The organism is Neptunicoccus cionae (genome assembly GCF_014643735.1).
Classification (GTDB): domain Bacteria; phylum Pseudomonadota; class Alphaproteobacteria; order Rhodobacterales; family Rhodobacteraceae; genus Amylibacter; species Amylibacter cionae.
The window spans coordinates 62,677-82,744 of the sequence record NZ_BMKA01000002.1 but is presented as its reverse complement, the minus strand read 5'-3'; the positions used below and the strand labels follow the sequence as shown (position 1 = coordinate 82,744).

Sequence of the window (20,068 nt, the reverse complement as noted above, 5' to 3'; positions counted from 1 at the left end):
CCCTAATGTTGCAGAATTTGAGAGAGAAACTTTTGACAGCGCCCCGATTTTGGCGCGGTGAAAAACGGTTCTGGCGGACCGGACTCTACAATTTCGCCGCCATCCATAAAGATCATCTGATCGGCTACTTTTCGTGCAAATCCCATTTCATGGGTCACAACAATCATCGTCATCCCATCCTGCGCCAACGAAACCATCACGTCGAGCACTTCGGAAATCATCTCGGGATCAAGTGCCGAGGTGGGTTCGTCGAACAGCATTACCTTGGGTTCCATCGTCAGACTGCGCGCGATAGCAACCCGCTGTTGCTGGCCGCCGGAAAGTTGCGCGGGGCGTTTGTCGGCCTGTTCGGGAATGCGGACCCGTTCCAGATAGTGCATTGCCCGATCCGTGGCTTGCGCGCGGGACAGGCCGCGGGCCTTCATCGGGCCAAGGATCAGGTTGTCGAGCACGCTTAGGTGCGGAAACAGATTGAATTGCTGAAAGACCATTCCGACTTCGGAGCGGATCGTTGCAATGGCGGCTTTATCATTGGTTAATTCGACGCCATCCACACGGATCACGCCGCTTTGGTGTTCCTCCAGCCGGTTGATACAGCGCACCACGGTGGATTTGCCAGAGCCCGATGGCCCGCAGATCACCACCCGATCGCCGGATTTTACCGTCAAATTGATGTCTTTGAGCACATGGAAATCGCCGAACCATTTGTTCACGCCGATCATTTCGATCTTGTTTTCAGCCATTGTCTCTCGTCATCCCGGATTGGGGGTTACTTCCCCGAGGGGACGAATTTGCTTGAGTTTAACGGGGGATTATCCCTTTATTCAACGATGAAACGCAGCCCGACACAAAATGGTGCGGGGATGACATAGGGAAAATCATAATGAAATTATGGAAAATCGGGATTACCGCCGCAATCGTCAGCCTCGGGGCGGCCTTTGGCGCATCGGCACAATCCGCGTTGAACGAAATTCTGGACAGCGGCACCCTGAAGGTGGGGACCACGGGTGACTGGAACCCGATGACGCTGAAAGATCCGGCCACGAACAGCTATAAAGGGTATGATATTGATATTATGACCGAATTGGCCAAGGATTTGGGGGTGGAGGTCGAATTCGTGCCGACAGATTGGAAAACGCTGGTGAATGGTGTGGTGGCTGGCAAGTACCACCTGACCGGATCGGCGTCTATTTCTGCGGCCCGTATGAAGGTTGCAGGATTTTCAGACAGCTATATCGCGGTTGAAATTGTACCCTTCACCACAAAGGACAAAGCAGAGCGGTTCGACGGAAACGACAGCATTAATAAGGCCGATGTTAAGGTCGCGACTACGCTTGGCACGTCATTTGAGAAAATGGTGCGGGACTGGTATCCGGATGCGGACATCAAAGTTGTTGAGGCTCCGGCGCGGGGATTCCAAGAGGTTATCGCAGGTCGGGCGGATGTGTTTATTACGTCCAACATCGAAGGCTCTACGCTGGAAGCCAAATTCCCCGTCACACGGGTTAAGAATGTAACCGCCCCGTCTAGCACGCCCATTGCAATGATCATGCCGCAGGGGGATCAGATCTGGATCAACTATGTGAATAACTGGATTGAGTTGAAAAAGGGCGAGGGCTTTTTTGAATCGACACGGGAAAAATGGGGGCTCTGAAGCTGCCTTAGATACGTGTGAAGGGGCTGCCATCAGGTGGCCCTTTTTCGTTTCGGTTTACCGGTTGACAGACTCAGGGGTTGGGTTGTTTATTAGTGTACAAACGATTAACCGCCAAGAGGTGCTGCCCCGTGTACTTCCAACCGACAACACTGGATCAGGCTGTGCAGGATGCCCAGGCCGAGGGCTTGCGTATTCTGGCGGGTGGCACGGATTTTTACCCCACGAATGGGGATCGTCTGCCTGAGGGGCCGATACTGGACGTGACGCGGATTGACGGGATGTCCGGCGTGACCCAAACGCCTGACGGTTGGCGCATTGGCGGGGCAACCAGCTGGAGCGATGTTCTGCGGGCCGACCTGCCAGCGGCATTTGACGGCTTGAAAGCCGCCGGGAGAGAAGTCGGCTCGATCCAGATCCAGAATGCAGGCACAATTGCGGGAAACCTGTGTAATGCCTCTCCGGCGGCGGATAGTGTGCCGCCGCTTTTAACACTTGGGGCGATGGTGGAATTGTACTCGGCCTCTGGTAAGCGTTTGTTACCGCTGGAAGAATTTATCCTCGGCGTGCGAAAGACGGCCCTGCGTTCAGGTGAAATCCTGACCGCAGTCCACATACCAGAGACCGCAGGAGGGTGGGGCGCATTTACCAAATTGGGCAGCCGGAAGTATCTTGTGATTTCCATCGCAATGGTGGCTGTGCTGATCGACGTGCACGATGGTGTGATTTCTAAAGCGCGTGTCGCAGTCGGGGCCTGTTCGCCGGTGGCGCAACGCCTGCCAGAACTGGAGGCGGCGCTGACGGGGCGCGGTGATGTCGCCGGACTGGTTACGCCAGCCCATCTTGCCGCCTTGTCCCCGATTGATGATGTGCGCGGCTCCGCACAATACCGGCTGGAGGTCGTCGCGCCAATGATCGAGGAAGCAGTCGAAAGATGTCTGGAACGCGCATGAAAGATGCTGCCCCTGAAGGGATCGCCTTCACCCTGAACAACAAGCCAGTGCAGGCCAGTCCAACGGCTGGCGAGCGGCTGTCTGCTACCCTGCGCGAAAGCCTCGGGGCGCGGGATGTTAAAATCGGTTGCAACGCCGGGGACTGTGGCGCCTGCACCGTTCTGGTTGACGGTGCGCCGGTATGCGCCTGCCTGATGTCAACGGCGCAAGCCGAGGGGCGGCATGTGGAGACCCTGTCCGGTCTCGTGCAGACCGACAAGAATACGCAAGCGCTGGCAGAGGCATTTCAAAACCACGGGGCAGCCCAATGCGGGATATGTACGCCGGGTATGATGGTCTCGGCGACGGCCTATTTGCGCGATAAGAACAGCAGCATGGAAGATGCGCTTGGCGGTGTTTTATGCCGTTGCACCGGCTATCGCAAAATACTCGACGCTGTGGCAGAGGCCGCAGCGGGCGGGGCAGAGCCGTTGGCCAAATTCGGTGGCATGGGGCAATCAATCCGACGGCTTGATGGTGTGCCAAAGGTGGAAGGACGCGAAGCTTTCGGGGATGATGTGGCCCCGCCAGATACGCCGGTGGTGCATGTGATCCGCGCGCCGTTCCCGCGGGCAAGCTTTGAATTTGGCGATCTCGAAGGATTTCGTACCCACACCAACGGGGTGCTGGCTGTGCTAAGCGCGGCAGACATCAAGGGGCGTAACTGCTTTGGCGTGATCCCGCCCTTTGCCGACCAGCCGGTTTTTGCCGTAGCCGAGACCCGTTTTCGCGGCGAAGCTGTGGCCGCAGTGGTTGGCACGCCCGAGTTTATGGCGCGGTTCGATCCGGCAGAATTTCCCGTCATCTGGCAGGAATTGCCCTCCGTGATGGACTGTGACACCGCAATGGAACCGGACGCACCGCAGCTTCATTCAGGCCGCAGTGGCAATGTGATGACCGGCGGTTTCGTGCAATGCGGCGATGCGGACCGCGCATTGGACGCAGCGGCCCATCGCGTGACCGGCAGCTTTAGCACCGGTTTCGTAGAGCACGCCTATATCGAACCGGAAGCAGGGTTTGCCACGGTGACAGACGGACGGGTCGAAATCCACGGCTGCACCCAAGCGCCGGTTATGGACTTGGATTCAATGGAAGAAATCCTTGGCATGGATCGCAGCCGGATCAGGATAGTCCCTACGGCTGTTGGCGGCGGCTTTGGCTCCAAGCTGGATATTTCCATGCAGCCCTACCTTGCGCTGGCGGCCCTGAAGGTGAACGGACCAGTGCGGATGGCCTATTCTCGCGCGGAATCCATGCAATCCACCACCAAGCGCCATCCTGCGGAGATCAGGCTGACCATTGGTGCAGATCCGTCGGGGCGGTTGCAGGGTTTCCGCTTTGATGGATTGTTCAACACAGGCGCTTATGCGAGTTGGGGGCCGACTGTCGCCAACCGCGTGCCGGTGCATGCCTCCGGCCCGTATCAAATCCCAGACTACCGCGCCGAGGCGAAGGGCATTCACACCCATTGCCCGCCCGCTGGCGCATTTCGCGGATTTGGTGTGCCCCAAGCCGCCATTGCGCAGGAAGTTTTGTTTGACGAACTCGCTGCCAAACTGGATTTGGATCCGCTGGAATTTCGAGAGATCAATGCGCTTGAAAACGGTGTGCCAACCGTTTGCGGGCAGGTGTTTGAACAGGGTGTCGGGATCAAAGCGTGCTTCAAGGCGCTTCGTGGTCCTTGGGCTGATGCGCTGGCAGAGGTCGCGACGTTCAACGCAAAAGGCGGACATATGCGCCGTGGTGTGGGCATTGCAGCGGGGTGGTATGGTTGCGGTAATACCTCTTTGCCGAACCCTTCGACAATTAAATCCGGTGTGCGTGAAGACGGAACGATTATGTTGCATCAGGGGGCGATGGATATTGGTCAGGGCGCAAATACCGTTATTTCCCAGATATTTGCACAGGCGCTTGGCTGTGATGTGAAATACTTGCGCCTAATCGGTGCGGATACAGATGTGACGCCGGATGCAGGGAAAACCAGTGCATCGCGCCAGACGTTCGTCTCTGGCAATGCGGCGCGGCTGTCCGGTCTGGCGCTGCGTGCAGAGATCCTGCGTCGCTGCAATGTGGACAGTGCCGCTGCGGTGATCGAACCGATGGGCGGTGCGCTGATTGTGCGGGACGGGGCCGCGCGGCACGAGGTTTCGCTTGAGGGCCTGCCAGCTGACAAAGACGGTTATGTGTTGCGGGCTGAAGAATCTTATGACCCGCCGACAAGGCCGCTCGATAAGGACGGGCAGGGCGTGCCTTACGCGCAGTTCGGCTATGCCGCCCATCTGGCCGTGGTGGATGTGGACACGCGCTATGGCACTGTGCATCCGGTGCGTTTTGTGGCCGCCCATGATGTGGGCCACGCTGTGAACCCGATGCTGGTGGAAGGGCAGGTCCACGGCGGGATCGCGCAGGGGTTGGGCATGGCGTTGATGGAAGAATTTATTCCGGGGCGCACAGAAAACCTGCACGACTATTTGATCCCGACAATCGGGGATATTCCACCGATTGAAACCCTGATTATCGAGGAACCCGACGCCCACGGTCCCTATGGGGCCAAGGGGCTGGGGGAACACGTGCTGATCCCCACAGCGCCTGCTTTGATCAATGCAATTAATCGCGCGGTCGGGGTGCAATTGAGGCAGGTTCCGGTTACGCCCTCCCGTTTGAAAGCTGCAATGAAGGAGGCGCGTCATGACTGAGCGGGCTGCTGTCGAAAAAATCCGCTGCGATGCCTGTCCGGTGTTGTGTTTCATTGCCGAGGGTCGCTCGGGTGCTTGTGATCGCTATGCGAACCATGACGGTGAATTGGTACGCCTTGATCCGCTGACTGTGATTGAAAACGGCGGCCCTGCCGTGCCGTTCTTGCAAGGGGCTGAATGGGACGGTGATATCGTGCAAGGCGCGCGTCCGTTTGTGACGGCCATCGGGGCTGGAACCACCTATCCCGATTACAAACCCGCGCCGTTTATTGTCTCTGCGCAGACCAAGGGCGTGGATATGGTGACGGTCGTGACCGAGGGTATTTTCAGCTATTGCGGGGTGAAGGTTAAGATCGACACGGATCGTCATATCGGCGAGGAACGGGCCATCGTGCGTGTCGATGGGGAGGCCATTGGCCATGTGATGACCAGCGAATACGGCAGCAAGATGCTGTCCCTTGGCGGGGTCGATCACCTGACAGGCGGTTCAAAAAAGGAAGGCCGCGTCACTTGCGATGCTTTGTTGGCTTTGTGCAATTGTGAGCCGGTTGAGCTGTCAATAGACGACGGTTCTGTTGTGATTGTGCAGGCGGGCAAGGCCCCCATCATTAACGGAGATCAAGAAAGACTGATGCGGGTGGGCTGCGGCTCGGCTGCTATTGGAATGTTTGCCGCCCAATGGAAGGGCCATGCAGATGAGGTGATTGTGGTGGATGATCACATCACTGGCGTGTTGTCGGAACATCAGGCCGGTGTGCTGTTGGACATCCCGCCAAGCGGCATTCGTGTGGTTGGCCGCCGCTCCACGCCGGGGCGCTATTTTCAGGTGGCAGAACCGGGCACGGGTTGGGGCGGGACGGATATTTCCGACCCGTTGAAAGTGATCAAGAACGTGAATCCCAAGGTCGCATGGCCCGGTTTGCGGCTGTTCATGATCTCTACCACAGGGGAGCAATGGGCCTATTTCGAGCTGGACGATGATCTCGTGCCACAACCGGCCGAAGCCCCCGCAGCCTTGCGTGCCAGCGCGGAACGGGTGGCCGAAAACTGCGAACCATCGGTCTGTTCAGTGCTGTTTATGGGCGGTGCAGGGGGATCGTTGCGCGCCGGAGTGACGGAAAATCCGGTAAAGCTGACCCGATCCGTGCGCGATACGCTGACCCAAGTGACCATCGGCGGGGCAGAGGCGTATCTTTGGCCCGGCGGCGGAATAACCGTGATGGCCGACGTGACGCAGATGCCGTCGAACGCCTTTGGCTATGTGCCGACACCAGCACTGGTCGCGCCGATAGAATTTTCGATGCGGCGCAGCGATTACATTGCGCTTGGCGGTTATAGCGCTGAAATCCGCGACGTGGATGAAGTGCTCGACGGGAAAGAACGCCGTGTAGGTGGCGCGAAGGCTGCGGAATGATTGCGGCTTGGATCACAGGGGACCGGTTGCACCTGCAACACGGGCCGATTGATCTGATTATCGGGGCAGAAGGCGACCGCGAAGCTGCCTTTGAAGCCGCAAAAACGCGATTTAGCACTGTTCTTGACGAACTGGTCTCTGAATTGCCCTTGCTGCGCAGCCCGATGCCCGTTGCCCCACAGGGCCGGATTGCACGGCGTATGGCGCGGGCGGCGACAGGACATGCGGATTTCGTAACCCCGATGGCCGCCGTCGCTGGGGCCGTGGCGGATGAGGTTCTCTCCGCGATGTTAGGGCAGGCCCGCATCACACGGGCTTATGTGAATAACGGCGGTGATATTGCGCTGCATCTGGGCAAGGGGCAGCGGTTTGAGGTTGGCATCGCCGGATTGGACGCAAGCGCGCTGGGCAAGGTGACGCTGCAGAGCGGCGACGGGATCGGGGGCATTGCCACCAGCGGGCAGGGCGGGCGCAGCCTGTCCTTAGGTATCGCGCAAAGTGTGACGGTTCTGGCCGATTGCGCGGCGACTGCGGACGCCGCCGCGACGCTGATTGCCAACAGGGTTGATTTACCCGACCATCCGGCTATCACGCGGGAAAAGGCCGAAGCGCTGGATCCTGACAGCGATCTTGGCGCGCGGTTGGTCGTTACAGGATGCGGCGATATAAGCGCAGCGGATGTCACCGGTGCGTTGGAAAATGGTGCGAAACTTGCGCGGGCGATGCAGACGCAAGGACGGATAAAAGCGGCCTACCTGCTGTTGCAGGGACAGAGCCGGATGATTGGAACGGAGGAACTGGCAGATGCCTGATGTAGTGGTGCGCAAGATTATGACGACGATGGAAGAAATCCATCACGAATTTGGCCCCGCGCCCAAGGTGCCCTTGCGCCGTGTGGCGGCTGTTGCGGTAATCAAAAACCCGTTCGCGGGCGAATATGTTGCTGACATTGCAGGGTTTATGGAGGATCTAAAGCCTCTGGGTCTGGAGATGGCGCATAAGGCGTTGGCTTTGATCGGTGGGGACGCTTCGGTGGTTGAGGGTTATGGCAAAGGCTCCATCGTGGGGACTGCCGGAGAGCTGGAGCACGGCGCGCTTTGGCATGCGCCGGGGGGCTATGCCATGCGCGAACTGCTTGGGGATGCGGCGGCGATTGTGCCATCCACCAAAAAAGTTGGTGCAGCGGGGACGCGGCTGGATGTGCCGATAACCCATATCAATGCGTCTTATGTGCGCAGCCATTTTGACGCGATGGAGATTGGCATGAACGATGCCCCCCGCGCCGATGAACTGGCGTTTATTCTGGTGATGAGCACCGGTGCGCGCATTCACGCCCGTGTCGGCGGTCTCGCCGCGGATGAGATCACCGGAAAGGACGGTTTGAGATGAGCGCGAAAATAAGAAAAACCGCTGTTTGGGTGGAAGAAACCCATCTGGAAATGGGCCGCGAGATTTCACCGCCCACGCGCAAGGCTGTTGCTGTTGCAGTGATCGAAAACCCGTTTGCGGGCAGCTATGAGGATGACCTAACCGTGTTGATGGACATCGGCGCGGAATTGGGCGGGCTGCTCGGCGATCGTTGTGTTCAGGCGCTCGGCATCACTCCGGATCAGGCCGAAAGCTACGGTAAAGCGGCGATGGTGGGGGAGAACGGCGAGTTGGAACATGCCGCTGCGATCCTGCATCCTAAATTGGGCGCGCCCCTGCGCAAAGCTGTGGAAAAAGGCGCCGCACTGGTGCCTTCGTCGAAGAAAATGGGCGGTCCGGGGCAGGATCTGGACGTGCCGTTGGGCCATAAAGATGCCGCCTATGTGCGCAGCCATTTCGACGGCGTAGAGGTGCGGATGAATGATGCGCCCCGTGCCAATGAAATCCTTGTGGCTGTGGCAGTCACGGACAGCGGTCGCCCCTTGCCCCGCGTTGGCGGGTTGACCCACGCCGAGGCCGAAGGCAAGGACGGGCTGCGCTGAATGGTGTACCGGCTCGACGAACAGATCGGCTATATCCTGCGGCTGGCCAACCAGCGACACGGGCTGATTTTTAACAAGCATTCCGAACTGGGTCTGACCCCGACCCAGTTCGCCGCCCTTGTGCGGATCGGGGAAATGGGCGCCTGTTCGCAGAACCTTTTAGGGCGGCGCACGGCGATGGATGTGGCCACGATCAAGGGGGTTGTGACACGGTTGAAGGCCAAAGGGTTCATCCAATTAAGCCCCGATCCGGGCGATAAACGGCGTACCGTTGTGTCGCTGAGCGTGCAGGGCCAAGGCGTGATCGACCAGCTTCACGCCTTTGGGGAGAAGGTGACAGAAGAGACGCTATCGCCCCTGAGCGAAACGGAACGCAAGGTTTTTCTGGACATGTTGAAGCGTCTGACGTGATCTGGACAGGGAGGGGCAGCGATCCAATCGATTGCTGTGCTTGATTGTCGGGAGGACGCTATGACACCGGGTCGTGCTTATCTGAATACAGAGGAAATCCGCAGCTTTAACGGCCGCTCCGATCTTTGGGGCGCGTGGCTGGTGCTGCACTGCTGGGGCATTATCGCGTTGGCACTGGCGTTTTTTGCGCTCTGGCCGAATGTGCTGACGTTTTTGTTGGCGGTGATGTTGATAGGCTCGCGCCAGTTGGGGCTGGCAATTCTGATGCATGAAGCGGCCCATGTAGCGTTGTTCAAGACACGGAAATATAATGAATTTGCGGGGGAGTGGCTGTGCGGGCGGCCGATACTTGCGGATATGTTTGAATACCGCCGCTATCATCTGAAGCACCACCAGCACACCCAGACTGCCGAAGATCCCGACCTGAACCTGTCCCGCGCCTTTCCCACCACCAAGGCCAGTCTGCGGCGCAAATTGCTGCGCGATATTACCGGCCAGACCGGATTTCGCCAGCGCAGCCAGCAGATCATGATGGCGTTCAAGCTGGCCGGAGAAGCGGATGATATGTCCAGTCAGGATCTGGCGCAGGCGTTTTCCGGTCCGGTTCTGGGACGCGCGCTGATCGCCAACGGAGTGATTTTTGCCGTGATGTGGGCTGTTGGGGCATGGTGGTGGTGGTTCGCGTTTTGGGCGCTACCGCTGCTGACGTGGTTCCAACTGGTGCTGCGGGTGCGCAATATTGCCGAACATGGCGTGGTGGAGTTTTCCGATGATCCCCTGCGCAATGTGCGCACCACCAAGGCGGGGCCGGTGATGCGGCTATTTCTGGCGCCTTATTGGGTGAACTACCATCTGGAGCATCATTTGATCATGCATGTCCCCTGTCGCCACCTGCCACGGCTGCACCGGTTGATGTTGGAGAAGGGCTATGGCGATAAGATGCGGATCGGGCGGAATTATTGGGATGTTTTGAAGCTGGCCGCGTCGCGTCCGGCCTGACTGGTCGGCTGAGGGGCAACACGCTAATTGGCCAGATTTCCTAACAGAGGGTTAATTTAGACCCTGCAAATATGAAGCGTCATACAAGACGCGTCATATATCACGCTTCATAAATGAAGCTTCATGTAAGACGCTTCATAATGGCAGGGTGATCAAGCCGGAGTAATCCCAGGAGACCCCGGCCCGATGCCAACCTCTACCCCACAACCTCGGGCAAACGGTTCGCGGGCGGCGTGTTGCGGGATCGCCCCGACGTCACCTTCCCGTCAATGATCGTCATCCCGACACCGGGCAGATTACCCAGTTCGATGCTTTCCAGAATGTTTTTGCCCGGCGCATGTTGGGCCTGATCCATCAACACGAAATCAGCCGCTTTGCCCACCTCAATCAGTCCCGTGTCCAGCTCCCGCCGCCGCCCCGTATTGCCATTGGCAAAACAAAACGCGGTTTCGGCCTTAACATTCCCAAGGGAGGACAACATCGCCACCATCCGCATGATACCAAGGGGTTGCACACCCGATCCTGCGGGTCCGTCCGTGCCAAGGATCACCTGATCCAGTTTGCCCAACTCCCGCGCGGTGTTCAGCGTCAGCAGGGCCGCCCGTTCATTCCCGTTATGTACTATTTCCAGCGCCGCCGTACAGTTTTCACACAGGCAGATGATCTGGTCATCGGGCAGGGCCGAATGCCCGCCATTGATGTGACCGACAACATCCGTACCGGTCTCCAGCACCATATCTGCGTCAATCAGACCAGACCCCGGAATAGACGGCCCGCCGGTGTGGATCGTCGATTGTATCCCGTATTTGCGCGCCCAGCTGACCATCTGCTGCGCGGTCTTGCCATCCTTCACGGTGCCAAGTCCCACTTCGCCGAGCAGTTTGACACCCGCATTGGCGAGTTCTTTGAAATCTTCCTCCACCATCCCATGTTCGATCACCGGCGCACCGGCGTGGACTTTCATACCGGAGGGGCGGAAATTTTCGTACCAGCGCTGGGCGGCAATCGCCATTGCTTTCAATCCGACAATATCCTTGGGACGGCCCGGCATATGCACTTCGCCCGCCGAAATCAGCGTGGTCACACCGCCGTGCAGCGTGCTGTCAATCCAGTGCAACTGCTGCTGGCGCGGGGTGTAATCCCCGACAACGGGGTGGATGTGGCTGTCAATCAATCCGGGGGCGAGTGTGACGCCATTGGCATCCACCATCGTGTCCGCCTGATCTATGTCCATCTCGGCGCCGCGCCCAATTTCGCTAATCTTGCCGTCAATTGCAATGATGCAATCCGCGTCCAGAATCGGCTCTTCGATCCGACCGGAGAGCAATAATCCGATGTTCTTGATCACTGTCTTTTCCATAGGGTCTCTCCTCTATACGCCTAGGTAATGGTGCAATTTTTCGGGGTTTTCACGCAGCGCGCCGGTGTCTGTGGTTTCCAGCGAACGGCCGTTTTCCACAAACACCACCTGATCGGCGATGTTCAGAACGGCATCGATGCGCTGTTCCACCAGCACAACCGCCAGATTGCGGGATTTCATCTGCAATACGACATCGCGGATCAGGTCGATCATAGAGGGTTGCAGCCCCTCGGTGGGTTCATCCAGCAGCAGGACCTTGGGGCGCAAGCACAGTGCGCGCCCCATCGCCAGCATCTGCTGTTCGCCCCCTGAAAGGGTATCCGCCTGTTGTTTCAACCGCTCGCGCAGGCGTGGGAACAGGTCCAGCACTTCCTCGCGCGTGGCGGCTTTGTCCTTGGTGTGGAGCAATCCCACCTCCAGATTTTGCGCTACGGTCAGTTCGGAGAACAGCCGCCGTCCTTGCGGAACATAGGCGATGCCGGATTTTGGCACGTCATGGGGGGGCAGCGCAGCCAGATTTACGCCGTCCAGCGTGACCGATCCGCCCGACAGCGGCAGCATCCCCATAATCGCTTTCAACGTCGTGGTTTTGCCGGCCCCGTTGCGCCCCATGATGCAGGTGATTTCCCCCGCTTTGGCGCTTAGCGATACATCAAACAGCACCTGCACGCGGCCATAGCCGGACTGGATATGTGAAAGTTCAAGCATGACCGCTCCCCAGATAGGCTTCTTGCACGGCGGCATTGGCGCGGATTTCCTGCGGCGTGCCATTGGCCAGCACCATCCCCTGATCCAGAACGGTGATATATTCCGCCACTTCCATCACCACATTCATATTGTGTTCGATTAACAGGATCGTGGTCTCTGCATCCAACGATTTGATCAGTGCGTTGAAATCCTCCACCTCGGATTCCGCCAGCCCTTGGGTGGGCTCATCGAGAATGAACAGACGCGGTTCCTGCGCCAGACCCATGCCGATTTCAAGAATGCGTTGGTGGCCATAGGACAGATCCCCGGCCATCTGGTCGGCGCGATCGCTGATGCTGAGACGGGTTAGAACCTCGTCCGTTTTGGCACGTACCGCAGCCTTGTTCCGCCCAAGCCCCCGCCGCGCCGCCAGAGCAATGTTCTCGCGTACCGGAAGCCCCGGAAACACCGAGGTGATCTGAAACGTATAGGCCATGCCCCGTTCGATCCGCTTGTGGGCAGGCAGGGCGGTGACATCCTGCCCGTCAAAGCTGACCGTGCCACGGGTGGCCGGAATGCGCCCGCAGATCATGCCGACAAATGTAGATTTTCCTGCACCGTTCGGCCCGATAATGGCGCGGGTCTGGCCCGCTGGCAGATCGAAGTCCACATCGGTATTAGCCTTCACGCCCGCATAAGCTTTGGTCAGTCCGCGTGTTGTCAGGATCATGGCAGCCACCTTAAAAATCGGGTTCGTATGGTGCCCACAATGCCATGGGGCAGGAACAGCGTGACCAGAACCAGCGTAACACCGACCACCAGCAGGTAGGCTTCGGTTTTGCCAGAGGCGTAGTCGATCAGATAGAACATGAACAACGCGCCGATGAAGGGGCCGACCGTGGTGCCCGCGCCCCCGACCAGCACCCAAAGCAATGGGAAAATGGAATACTGCACGGTGGCAAAGGTCGCCCCCGCATAGCCAAACAGCAACGCATACGTAGCGCCCGATGCACCTGACACCACGCCGGACAGGATCACCGCCTTCAGCTTTATCGCGGTGACGTTATAACCGAGCATCCGCGCCCGTTCCTCGTTTTCGCGGATGGCGATCAGGGTGCGCCCGAAAGGGGCGCGAATGATATAGGCAAGCCCCAGCAGGGTGACAGAAAACAGCAGTAACGCGCAGAAGTAGCGCACGCCCGGATCGGTCAGATCATAGCCTGCGATCTGGCGGCTGGCTTGTTTCAGGGCAAAACCCTCATCGCCGCGGGTGTATTTGCCAAAGTAGAGGATCGTCAGATAGCCCGCCTGCGCGAACATCAGCGTCACGATCATAAAAGCAACGCCAGTGGTGCGCAGGATCAGAAACCCGATCACGGCAGAGACCACAAGGGCGGCAATCAGTCCGGCGGCAAAGGCTGGCAGCGGCGTCCAGTTCGCCAGATGCATCACCAGCCCCAAACCATAAAGTCCGGCGGAAAAGAACAGCGCATGGCCAAGGGACAATAGCCCCGTGTAGCCAAACAGCAGGTTATAGCCCATCGCATAAATCGCAATGACCATAACACTGGCCAGATTGCCGGAATGATAGGCGGGCAGCACAAAATAGCTCAGCGCCAGCACGGCAATCAGCCCCAGATGCAGGCTGTGAGATTTGCTTGTCTCGTTCATGATGTTGACTTTCCAAGCAATCCGGTCGGCCGGAACACCAGTACCATTGCCACCACCAGAGTGGCAAAAATCTTCGCCAGCGTCGGCGTGAAGAACACTGAAATGATACCGTCCGAAATGCCAATCAGGATGGCCGCAATGATCGTGCCGGGCAGGGACCCGAGCCCGCCGATGATTACGACAATAAAGGACAACAGCAGCGGATCGTGTCCCATCAGGTAATAGGCCTGTTGGATCGGCACCACCAGAACCGCCCCGATGGCGGCCAGCCCTGCGCCCAGCCCGAACACCACCGAGTAGACGGTTTTTACGGGGATACCAAAGGCTTGGGCCATATCGCTGTCCTGTTGCGTCGCCCGCATGATCAGCCCCGCCTTGGTGCGGGTAATGGCCAACCAGAGGGTGATCAGGATCACCACGGCAGCCGCAATCACGAACAGTTTGTAGGATGTGGTGGACAACCCCCAAGGGAAATAGAATTCAAAGCCGTTCTCACCCCATTCAAACCACGGCAGTGCGATGCGAGAATTGAACGGCGGCTCCACAGGGCGGGCATCCGGCCCGAAGGTCATCAGTGTGGTTTGTTGCAGTATGTAAAGCGTACCGATTGTAGCAACGATAGTGCGCTCGGGATCATAGTTAATGTGGCGCAGGATCAGCCTGTCCACCCCGGCCGCAAGGAACCCCACCAGCAGCGGCGCAATCAGCAACGCCGCAACAAAGCCGAGTGCGGGGTGTGTGCCAACACTGGTAGCGATGAACCACGCCAGCACCGCACCAAGCATGTAAAATTCGCCGTGCGCGACGTTCACCACGCGCATCACCCCAAAGACGATGCTCAGCCCCATGGCTGTAAGCGCCAGCACGGCGGCAGTGGTTGCGCCCTCAAGCGAGGCGAGAAGAAGGTGGGGTCCAAATTCCATCGGCTATATCCCTGCGCGTGAAATTGCGGCGGCGGCAACAGTTTGGCGAAACAGTGCGCTATCGCACAGATTCTGGAACCGGCGGATTGTATCAATAGTGTATGGATCTGGGGGCATTAGAGGCTTTCAGCACAAGCGGTGATCGTCTTTGGATAAGGACGGCACAGCAGATGCCCCGTCCTGTTTGCAAGTGTAAAGGCGCGCCACTGAGCGGTTATGTGGCGGTTCCGCCTTGGGGGGCCACCCGGTGTGTATGTGCGGGGTGGCTCTCCAGTTGCAACTGTTCTGATGGATCAGAAGCTTTGTGTGGTGTAATCCACTTCATCTTCGTACAGCGTGTCCTCAATTGATGAGGTATGCGCCAGCACCAGTTTGCCACTGTCTACCTTGGAAATATACTGATGCCCGAAGGTCTGGTGGGTCTTGCCGTTGAAACGTTTCGCACCTTGGGGATGATCATCCGAAAGCGGCATATCCGACATTTCCTCGATCGCCTCTATTAAATTGGAGCGGTCGTCGGTGCCTTTGTAATCAGCAGCCTCCATGCCGCGCTTGATGATGTTCAGTGTCTCCCAACACCCAAACATATGGGAATATGTGGACACATCTTTAGCGTCGGAGACGGAAGCCCCGTTTTCATCCACGCCCACAGCCTCGCGGTACATCTTGTCGTGGCTCGACTGGTCCGCCTGCGCATAACGGGGGTTGCCCTCCCAGAAATAGGTACCTTCCAAGAATTCCAGACCGGGGGAGTTGATGTCCACCGCCTCCAGACTGTCGAGGAAGCCGAAGATTTCCGGCTTGGACGGGCCAAAGAATTCGCCCATTTCCTTAACAAAAGTCAGAACGGCAGGGCCGATCATGACGTGGTAGATCACTTCGGTGTCCCGCGGAATCTTAGGGAAATATTTGGTGAATGAGGTCTCGCTCGGCGGAATGGCGATCTTGGCGACAACCTCGCCACCCTGTTTTTCAATCGCTTCGGAGAAATAATCACGGTGGTCATGCCCGAACGCAAAGTCGGGATAGATCATCGTAACCTTTTTACCCAGATTGTTTGCAACAAAAGGCGCCATTGCCTGCACCTGCGATTTCACATCCGTGATACCAGGCTGCATGGTCCAGCGGTTCAATGCACCCGATGCAACGTGATGCCCTTCGGACACCACAAAATATGGCAGTTTTAATTCGCCAGCACGGGGGGCAGAACCGTAAACAACGTGGGAAAACAGCGTACCAAATCCGATATCGCAATTGTGCTGGGTTGCGAATTTTTCGACCACTTCGGCACCGCGTTTCGGATCGGTGCCATCGTCCTCGGCAACAATCTCTACAGGGCGGCCATTGATTCCGCCCATATCATTAATCCGCTTAACCGCTGCGGTGGTGGTGCGGTCATACCAGCGCCCATAGGAGGCACCGATGCCGGTGCGGTGAACCTGAAAACCGATGCGAATAGGCTCTGAACTTTGTGCTTGGGCATAGCGGCCCAGCAGCGGGGTCGCGGCGGCTGCGGCTGCTGTTCCAAGCAGGGTGCGGCGCGTCAACGTAGGGGTAGGCTTAATCAATTTACTCATTGGAACCTCCGAGTCGTCTGTTGGTGGGTTGGTTTTTTTATCAAGTCTGTATGTACACTAACAATTTGTCTACATTTTTTTTACGCCCCCTTAGCGGTTGCAAGCAGCCACAGCCCCAGAATCGTGTAGCCGATCATGAAGGCGGATAGGGGAAGCTGGCTTATCAAAATGGCGCTACGGCTTTTGAAATAGTCGCTTGCGATTCGATGGGACAGCAGAATAGCCAGCACATGGCCGACCACGATCGCCCCTGCTTGGGAAAGGAAAATCGCCCGCACAGTGGCCGTGGTATTAAAAAAACCGGTGGTTACAAAAAACGGGCCGAGGTTCAGATAATCCGCGCCATTCCCCAGTGGATTGGACAACGCGACAAGTGAGTTTTGACCGTTCACCAGAATGGCTGGCAGGAAGTGGGCAAAGTGATACGCCAGCGCGATGGGCAGTATGGTTAACGCCTGTCTTCGAAACAGAATGCCGGTTCTCTGCGCTGGCGCCGTGCTCCACACGCAGAGAAAAAACAGCAGGCACAGTCCGATATTGGTCAGGAAAAGACCGGCGAGGGTTTGGGGCACAATCGCGGAACGGCCCGGAAATTCCAGCGGATTGATGCCAAGCTGGACCAGCCAGAAAAAGGTTTCGTTCAGCCCGTCAAAGGTACCGGTGCCAAGCAGAACCAGCGCGAAAATCGCACGCGACAGGCTCGGTGGTGTTGCCTCTGCAATGCGCCAGGCAGGGAGGCCGAGCCGGAGAGAAACGCCCCGTTTGAACGGTGATATTCTGGCAACAAGCCCGATAAAGACGCTCAGAAACTCCCCCCGTCGCAACCAGTTTTGCGCGCCAAACAGCATCATCATTACAAAGGTGAACATCCAGTAAAGGCTGGCAAGAATCGCCAGAACGCGCGGGTCGGTGGCGTTCGCACTGGCAATTCCAAAGCCGTTGAACATCAAAAGCAAGACGACCGCAGGCCAGCACCCGACCCGATCCGGCAAGGTTAACGGCGGCGATGGATCGGGGCCGGAAAGCAGACGGAACAGCCCGCTCCACGGATTAAGCCACGCCCAAATATTGCCAAACAGGCCGCATAGGATCACCACCCCGATCCAAAGCACGGTCCAGAGTCCCAGCGTCATCAGATTGCCCAACGGGTCATAGGGGCCAAACAATCCCAGCCAAACCAGCCCGAAAAAGACCAGCGTAGAGATAAGGCTAGGGCCGACAGTCCAAGGGGCGGGCAGGGCAAGCAGGGTCCGGGGACAAAACAGGCGATGAAGGCTGTCATGATCCATCAGAGCCGCCAGTGCCACTGTCGCGGCGACAACCAAGCCACCGGAAACAATATATATTTCAGTGGGCAACAGCAGCACCAGACCTTGCTGGCCTGCATGGGCAAAGGCGGCGGCGGGCGCCAGAAAAAGGACAAATGACAGCCAGGTCTTGTTCATGAGGGGACGTTAGAAAACTATTTCGGGTTTGAACAGCTATAGTCTGGGCTTGTGTCGTTGCCTGCCCCAAGCTACGCCTTTGCTATCAGAACAGGGAAGGGAACTGTTATGGCTGCGGGCATCTATCCGAATACACCAAAATATGACTCTTACGACGTGGTCATCGTGGGGGGCGCGATCTACGGCGCTTCTATTTCTTGGTGGCTGACAGAGATGTCAGGATTTGACGGGCGTATTCTGGTTGTGGAACGGGACGCAAGTTACGCGCTTTGTTCGACGGTTCACACCAACAGTTGCATCCGTCAGCAGTTCAGCCGCCCAATCAACATTCATATTTCCCAGTTCGGGGCTGAATTTGTCAATAACTTCAAAGATTTCATGGGGAATGATGAGCGGGTGCCCGATCTGGTGTTGCAAAATTTCGGGTACCTCTACCTCGCTGATACGCCCGAATTTGCGCAGACTCTAGAAACCGTTCAACGGCTTCAGGTGTCTGAAGGTGCGGGAACACGGCACATGTCTGCGGCAGAGCTGGCGGCACAATATCCGTTTTACCAGCTCGATGATATTCTGGCGGCAAACCACAATACACTGAATGAAGGCTATTTCGACGGCGGCACATTGTTTGACTGGTGGAAGAAATCTGGCCGCGAGAGGGGCGTTGAATACATCGAAAACGAGGTGGTCGCGCTGGGCTGTTCTGCCGCAGGGGACCGCGTGGAAACCGTGACCCTAAAGTCGGGAGAGGTGCTGACCTGTGGTGTGGTTGTGAATGCCTCTGGCCCGCGTGCAGCGCAAACGGCGGCGATGGCGGGCATTGATATTCCGGTCGAACCGCGCAAACGATACACCTATATTTTCGCGGCAGAACACCCCCTTGACTGCGATCTGCCCCTGACAATCGACCCGAGTGGCGTGCATTTTCGCAGCGATGGGCAATACTATATGGCGGGCAGCCCACCAGAGCCGGAAGACGACGTTGCCGTGTTGCCGGACGATTTTATCGCGGATCATTCTTTGTGGGAAAACAAGGTCTGGCCCGCCATTGCCAACCGTGTTCCCCAATTTGAGGCGATCAAACTGGTAAACAGTTGGGTCGGCCATTACGCCTATAATACGTTTGACCAGAATGCGGTGATCGGGCGGCATCCCCGCGTCGGGAATTTCATATTTGCCAATGGATTTTCGGGCCACGGGCTGCAACAATCCCCAGCGCTCGGGCGGGGCGTGGCCGAATTGATTACGTATAGCGAATACCGTTCGCTTGATCTTGCGTCTTTCGGATTTGACCGTATTGAAAATAACGAGAGTTTTGACGAAAAAGCGGTGATCTAATCCGCTGATGCCACGACACATTGTGATTGTTGTGGCGGCTGAACCGAAATTGTGAATGAGAATAAAGAGGATAACATGCTGAAAAAACTGGTTTTAACAGGTGCCGCGGGTCGGCTTGGGTCATATCTGCGGGAGCCGCTGTCAAAGATGTGCGAAGAGCTGGTGTCTACGGATATTGCCGAAGGCGTTGGTAATTTATACGCGAACGAACGGTTTGTGCAGGCGGATATCTCCAAATTTGACGAGGTCGAGTCGCTGATGGAAGGGGCCGATATGGTGATCCATTTCGGCGCAATCGTGGATGAAGTCCCGTTCGAGGACATTTGGGGTCCGAATTTTGTTGGCTCCTACAATGTGTGGGAGGCTGGCTATCGGCATGGGGTGCGCCGCATCGTTTATGCAAGTTCGATCCATGCGGTTGGGATGCATCCTTCCCGTGATAATATTGGCGTTGATGCGCCCCATCGCCCTGATACGTTCTATGGTCTGGCAAAGTGTTTTACCGAGGATCTGGGCCGGATGTATTGGGAAAAACGCCAGATGGAGTCTGTCCATCTGCGCATTCTTTCGGCGGCGCAGGTAACTGGTGCGCGGGCCTTGGGCACTTGGCTGTCTTATGATGATCTGATCCAGCTTGTGACCCGTGCTATTGAGACGCCCGTTGTGGAGTGGAGCGTGATTTACGGCGTTTCCAACAATGACCGTGCGCCAGTGGACAACACCAAAGCGCGGCATTTGGGGTATAAGCCGAAGGACAATGCAGAGGTGTTTGCAGAAGAAATCCTGAAAGATGCACAGCCAATGGACCCGACCGATCCGGGGCATTCCCGCTTGGGCGGTCCGTTTGCCTCTGTCGAACTGGGGCAGAGCGGTTTGGCCACTATGGACATTGTGGACGATAAAAAGATCACCTGAGGCTAAGGGTCGTTTATCG

19 protein-coding genes are annotated in these 20,068 nt (G+C 57.4%); 11 read left to right on the top strand and 8 right to left on the bottom strand.

Annotated elements, in window-relative coordinates; genetic code table 11:
- Positions 1 to 2 precede the first annotated feature (2 nt).
- Entirely contained in the window at positions 3 to 743 is a 741-nt protein-coding gene (locus IEX10_RS05560) for an amino acid ABC transporter ATP-binding protein (protein WP_188671806.1), read from the bottom strand.
- Between the two features lie 140 nt (positions 744 to 883).
- Between IEX10_RS05560 and IEX10_RS05555 the strand changes: the two genes are divergently transcribed.
- From IEX10_RS05555 to IEX10_RS05515, 9 genes are all read left to right on the top strand, one after another.
- Positions 884 to 1,654, top strand: a complete 771-nt coding sequence (locus IEX10_RS05555) for a transporter substrate-binding domain-containing protein (RefSeq protein WP_188671803.1) — start codon at positions 884 to 886, stop codon at positions 1,652 to 1,654.
- A gap of 131 nt (positions 1,655 to 1,785) precedes the next feature.
- Positions 1,786 to 2,607: an FAD binding domain-containing protein gene (locus IEX10_RS05550; RefSeq protein WP_188671800.1), complete on the top strand. Its 822-nt coding sequence runs from the start codon at positions 1,786 to 1,788 to the stop codon at positions 2,605 to 2,607.
- Positions 2,589 to 5,342, top strand: a complete 2,754-nt coding sequence (locus IEX10_RS05545) for a molybdopterin-dependent oxidoreductase (RefSeq protein WP_229678442.1) — start codon at positions 2,589 to 2,591, stop codon at positions 5,340 to 5,342. Before IEX10_RS05550 ends, IEX10_RS05545 begins: the two co-directional genes overlap by 19 nt.
- The gene (locus IEX10_RS05540; RefSeq protein WP_188671797.1) at positions 5,335 to 6,756 is read left to right on the top strand and encodes a 6-hydroxynicotinate reductase; all 1,422 of its coding nucleotides are present in this window, start codon (positions 5,335 to 5,337) and stop codon (positions 6,754 to 6,756) included. The genes IEX10_RS05545 and IEX10_RS05540 overlap by 8 nt, the downstream gene beginning before the upstream one ends.
- On the top strand, positions 6,753 to 7,568 hold the full coding sequence (locus tag IEX10_RS05535) for a UPF0280 family protein (protein WP_188671794.1): 816 nt from the start codon (positions 6,753 to 6,755) through the stop codon (positions 7,566 to 7,568). Before IEX10_RS05540 ends, IEX10_RS05535 begins: the two co-directional genes overlap by 4 nt.
- A complete protein-coding gene (locus IEX10_RS05530; RefSeq protein WP_188671791.1) occupies positions 7,561 to 8,145 on the top strand; it encodes an amino acid synthesis family protein in 585 nt (194 codons plus the stop codon). Before IEX10_RS05535 ends, IEX10_RS05530 begins: the two co-directional genes overlap by 8 nt.
- Entirely contained in the window at positions 8,142 to 8,726 is a 585-nt protein-coding gene (locus tag IEX10_RS05525) for an amino acid synthesis family protein (RefSeq protein WP_188671787.1), read from the top strand. Before IEX10_RS05530 ends, IEX10_RS05525 begins: the two co-directional genes overlap by 4 nt.
- Complete coding sequence (locus IEX10_RS05520) at positions 8,727 to 9,137, top strand: MarR family winged helix-turn-helix transcriptional regulator (RefSeq protein WP_188671784.1); 411 nt, start codon at positions 8,727 to 8,729, stop codon at positions 9,135 to 9,137.
- A 60-nt stretch (positions 9,138 to 9,197) separates the two neighbouring features.
- Positions 9,198 to 10,136, top strand: coding sequence for a fatty acid desaturase family protein (locus IEX10_RS05515; RefSeq protein ID WP_188671781.1), 939 nt, complete (start codon positions 9,198 to 9,200; stop codon positions 10,134 to 10,136).
- 196 nt (positions 10,137 to 10,332) lie between these two features.
- Here IEX10_RS05515 and IEX10_RS05510 read toward each other — a convergent pair whose 3' ends face one another.
- From IEX10_RS05510 to IEX10_RS05480, 7 genes are all read right to left on the bottom strand, one after another.
- Positions 10,333 to 11,496, bottom strand: a complete 1,164-nt coding sequence (locus IEX10_RS05510; protein ID WP_188671778.1) for an amidohydrolase family protein — start codon at positions 11,494 to 11,496, stop codon at positions 10,333 to 10,335.
- Positions 11,497 to 11,508: 12 nt separating this feature from the next.
- Complete coding sequence (locus IEX10_RS05505; protein ID WP_188671768.1) at positions 11,509 to 12,204, bottom strand: ABC transporter ATP-binding protein; 696 nt, start codon at positions 12,202 to 12,204, stop codon at positions 11,509 to 11,511.
- The gene (locus IEX10_RS05500; protein ID WP_188671766.1) at positions 12,197 to 12,913 is read right to left on the bottom strand and encodes an ABC transporter ATP-binding protein; all 717 of its coding nucleotides are present in this window, start codon (positions 12,911 to 12,913) and stop codon (positions 12,197 to 12,199) included. Before IEX10_RS05500 ends, IEX10_RS05505 begins: the two co-directional genes overlap by 8 nt.
- Complete coding sequence (locus IEX10_RS05495) at positions 12,910 to 13,854, bottom strand: branched-chain amino acid ABC transporter permease (protein WP_188671764.1); 945 nt, start codon at positions 13,852 to 13,854, stop codon at positions 12,910 to 12,912. Before IEX10_RS05495 ends, IEX10_RS05500 begins: the two co-directional genes overlap by 4 nt.
- Entirely contained in the window at positions 13,851 to 14,777 is a 927-nt protein-coding gene (locus IEX10_RS05490) for a branched-chain amino acid ABC transporter permease (RefSeq protein WP_188671762.1), read from the bottom strand. The genes IEX10_RS05495 and IEX10_RS05490 overlap by 4 nt, the downstream gene beginning before the upstream one ends.
- Before the next feature lie 293 nt (positions 14,778 to 15,070).
- Positions 15,071 to 16,354 carry an ABC transporter substrate-binding protein gene (locus IEX10_RS05485; RefSeq protein WP_188671760.1) on the bottom strand — a complete coding sequence of 428 codons (1,284 nt, stop codon included), beginning with the start codon at positions 16,352 to 16,354 and terminating at the stop codon, positions 15,071 to 15,073.
- A gap of 80 nt (positions 16,355 to 16,434) precedes the next feature.
- The gene (locus IEX10_RS05480) at positions 16,435 to 17,799 is read right to left on the bottom strand and encodes a hypothetical protein (RefSeq protein ID WP_188671758.1); all 1,365 of its coding nucleotides are present in this window, start codon (positions 17,797 to 17,799) and stop codon (positions 16,435 to 16,437) included.
- Between the two features lie 108 nt (positions 17,800 to 17,907).
- On the opposite strand from IEX10_RS05480, the gene IEX10_RS05475 reads away from it, so the two are divergent.
- The gene (locus tag IEX10_RS05475; protein ID WP_188671756.1) at positions 17,908 to 19,134 is read left to right on the top strand and encodes an NAD(P)/FAD-dependent oxidoreductase; all 1,227 of its coding nucleotides are present in this window, start codon (positions 17,908 to 17,910) and stop codon (positions 19,132 to 19,134) included.
- A gap of 75 nt (positions 19,135 to 19,209) precedes the next feature.
- A complete protein-coding gene (locus tag IEX10_RS05470) occupies positions 19,210 to 20,049 on the top strand; it encodes an NAD-dependent epimerase/dehydratase family protein (protein WP_188671754.1) in 840 nt (279 codons plus the stop codon).
- Positions 20,050 to 20,068: the final 19 nt, after the last annotated feature.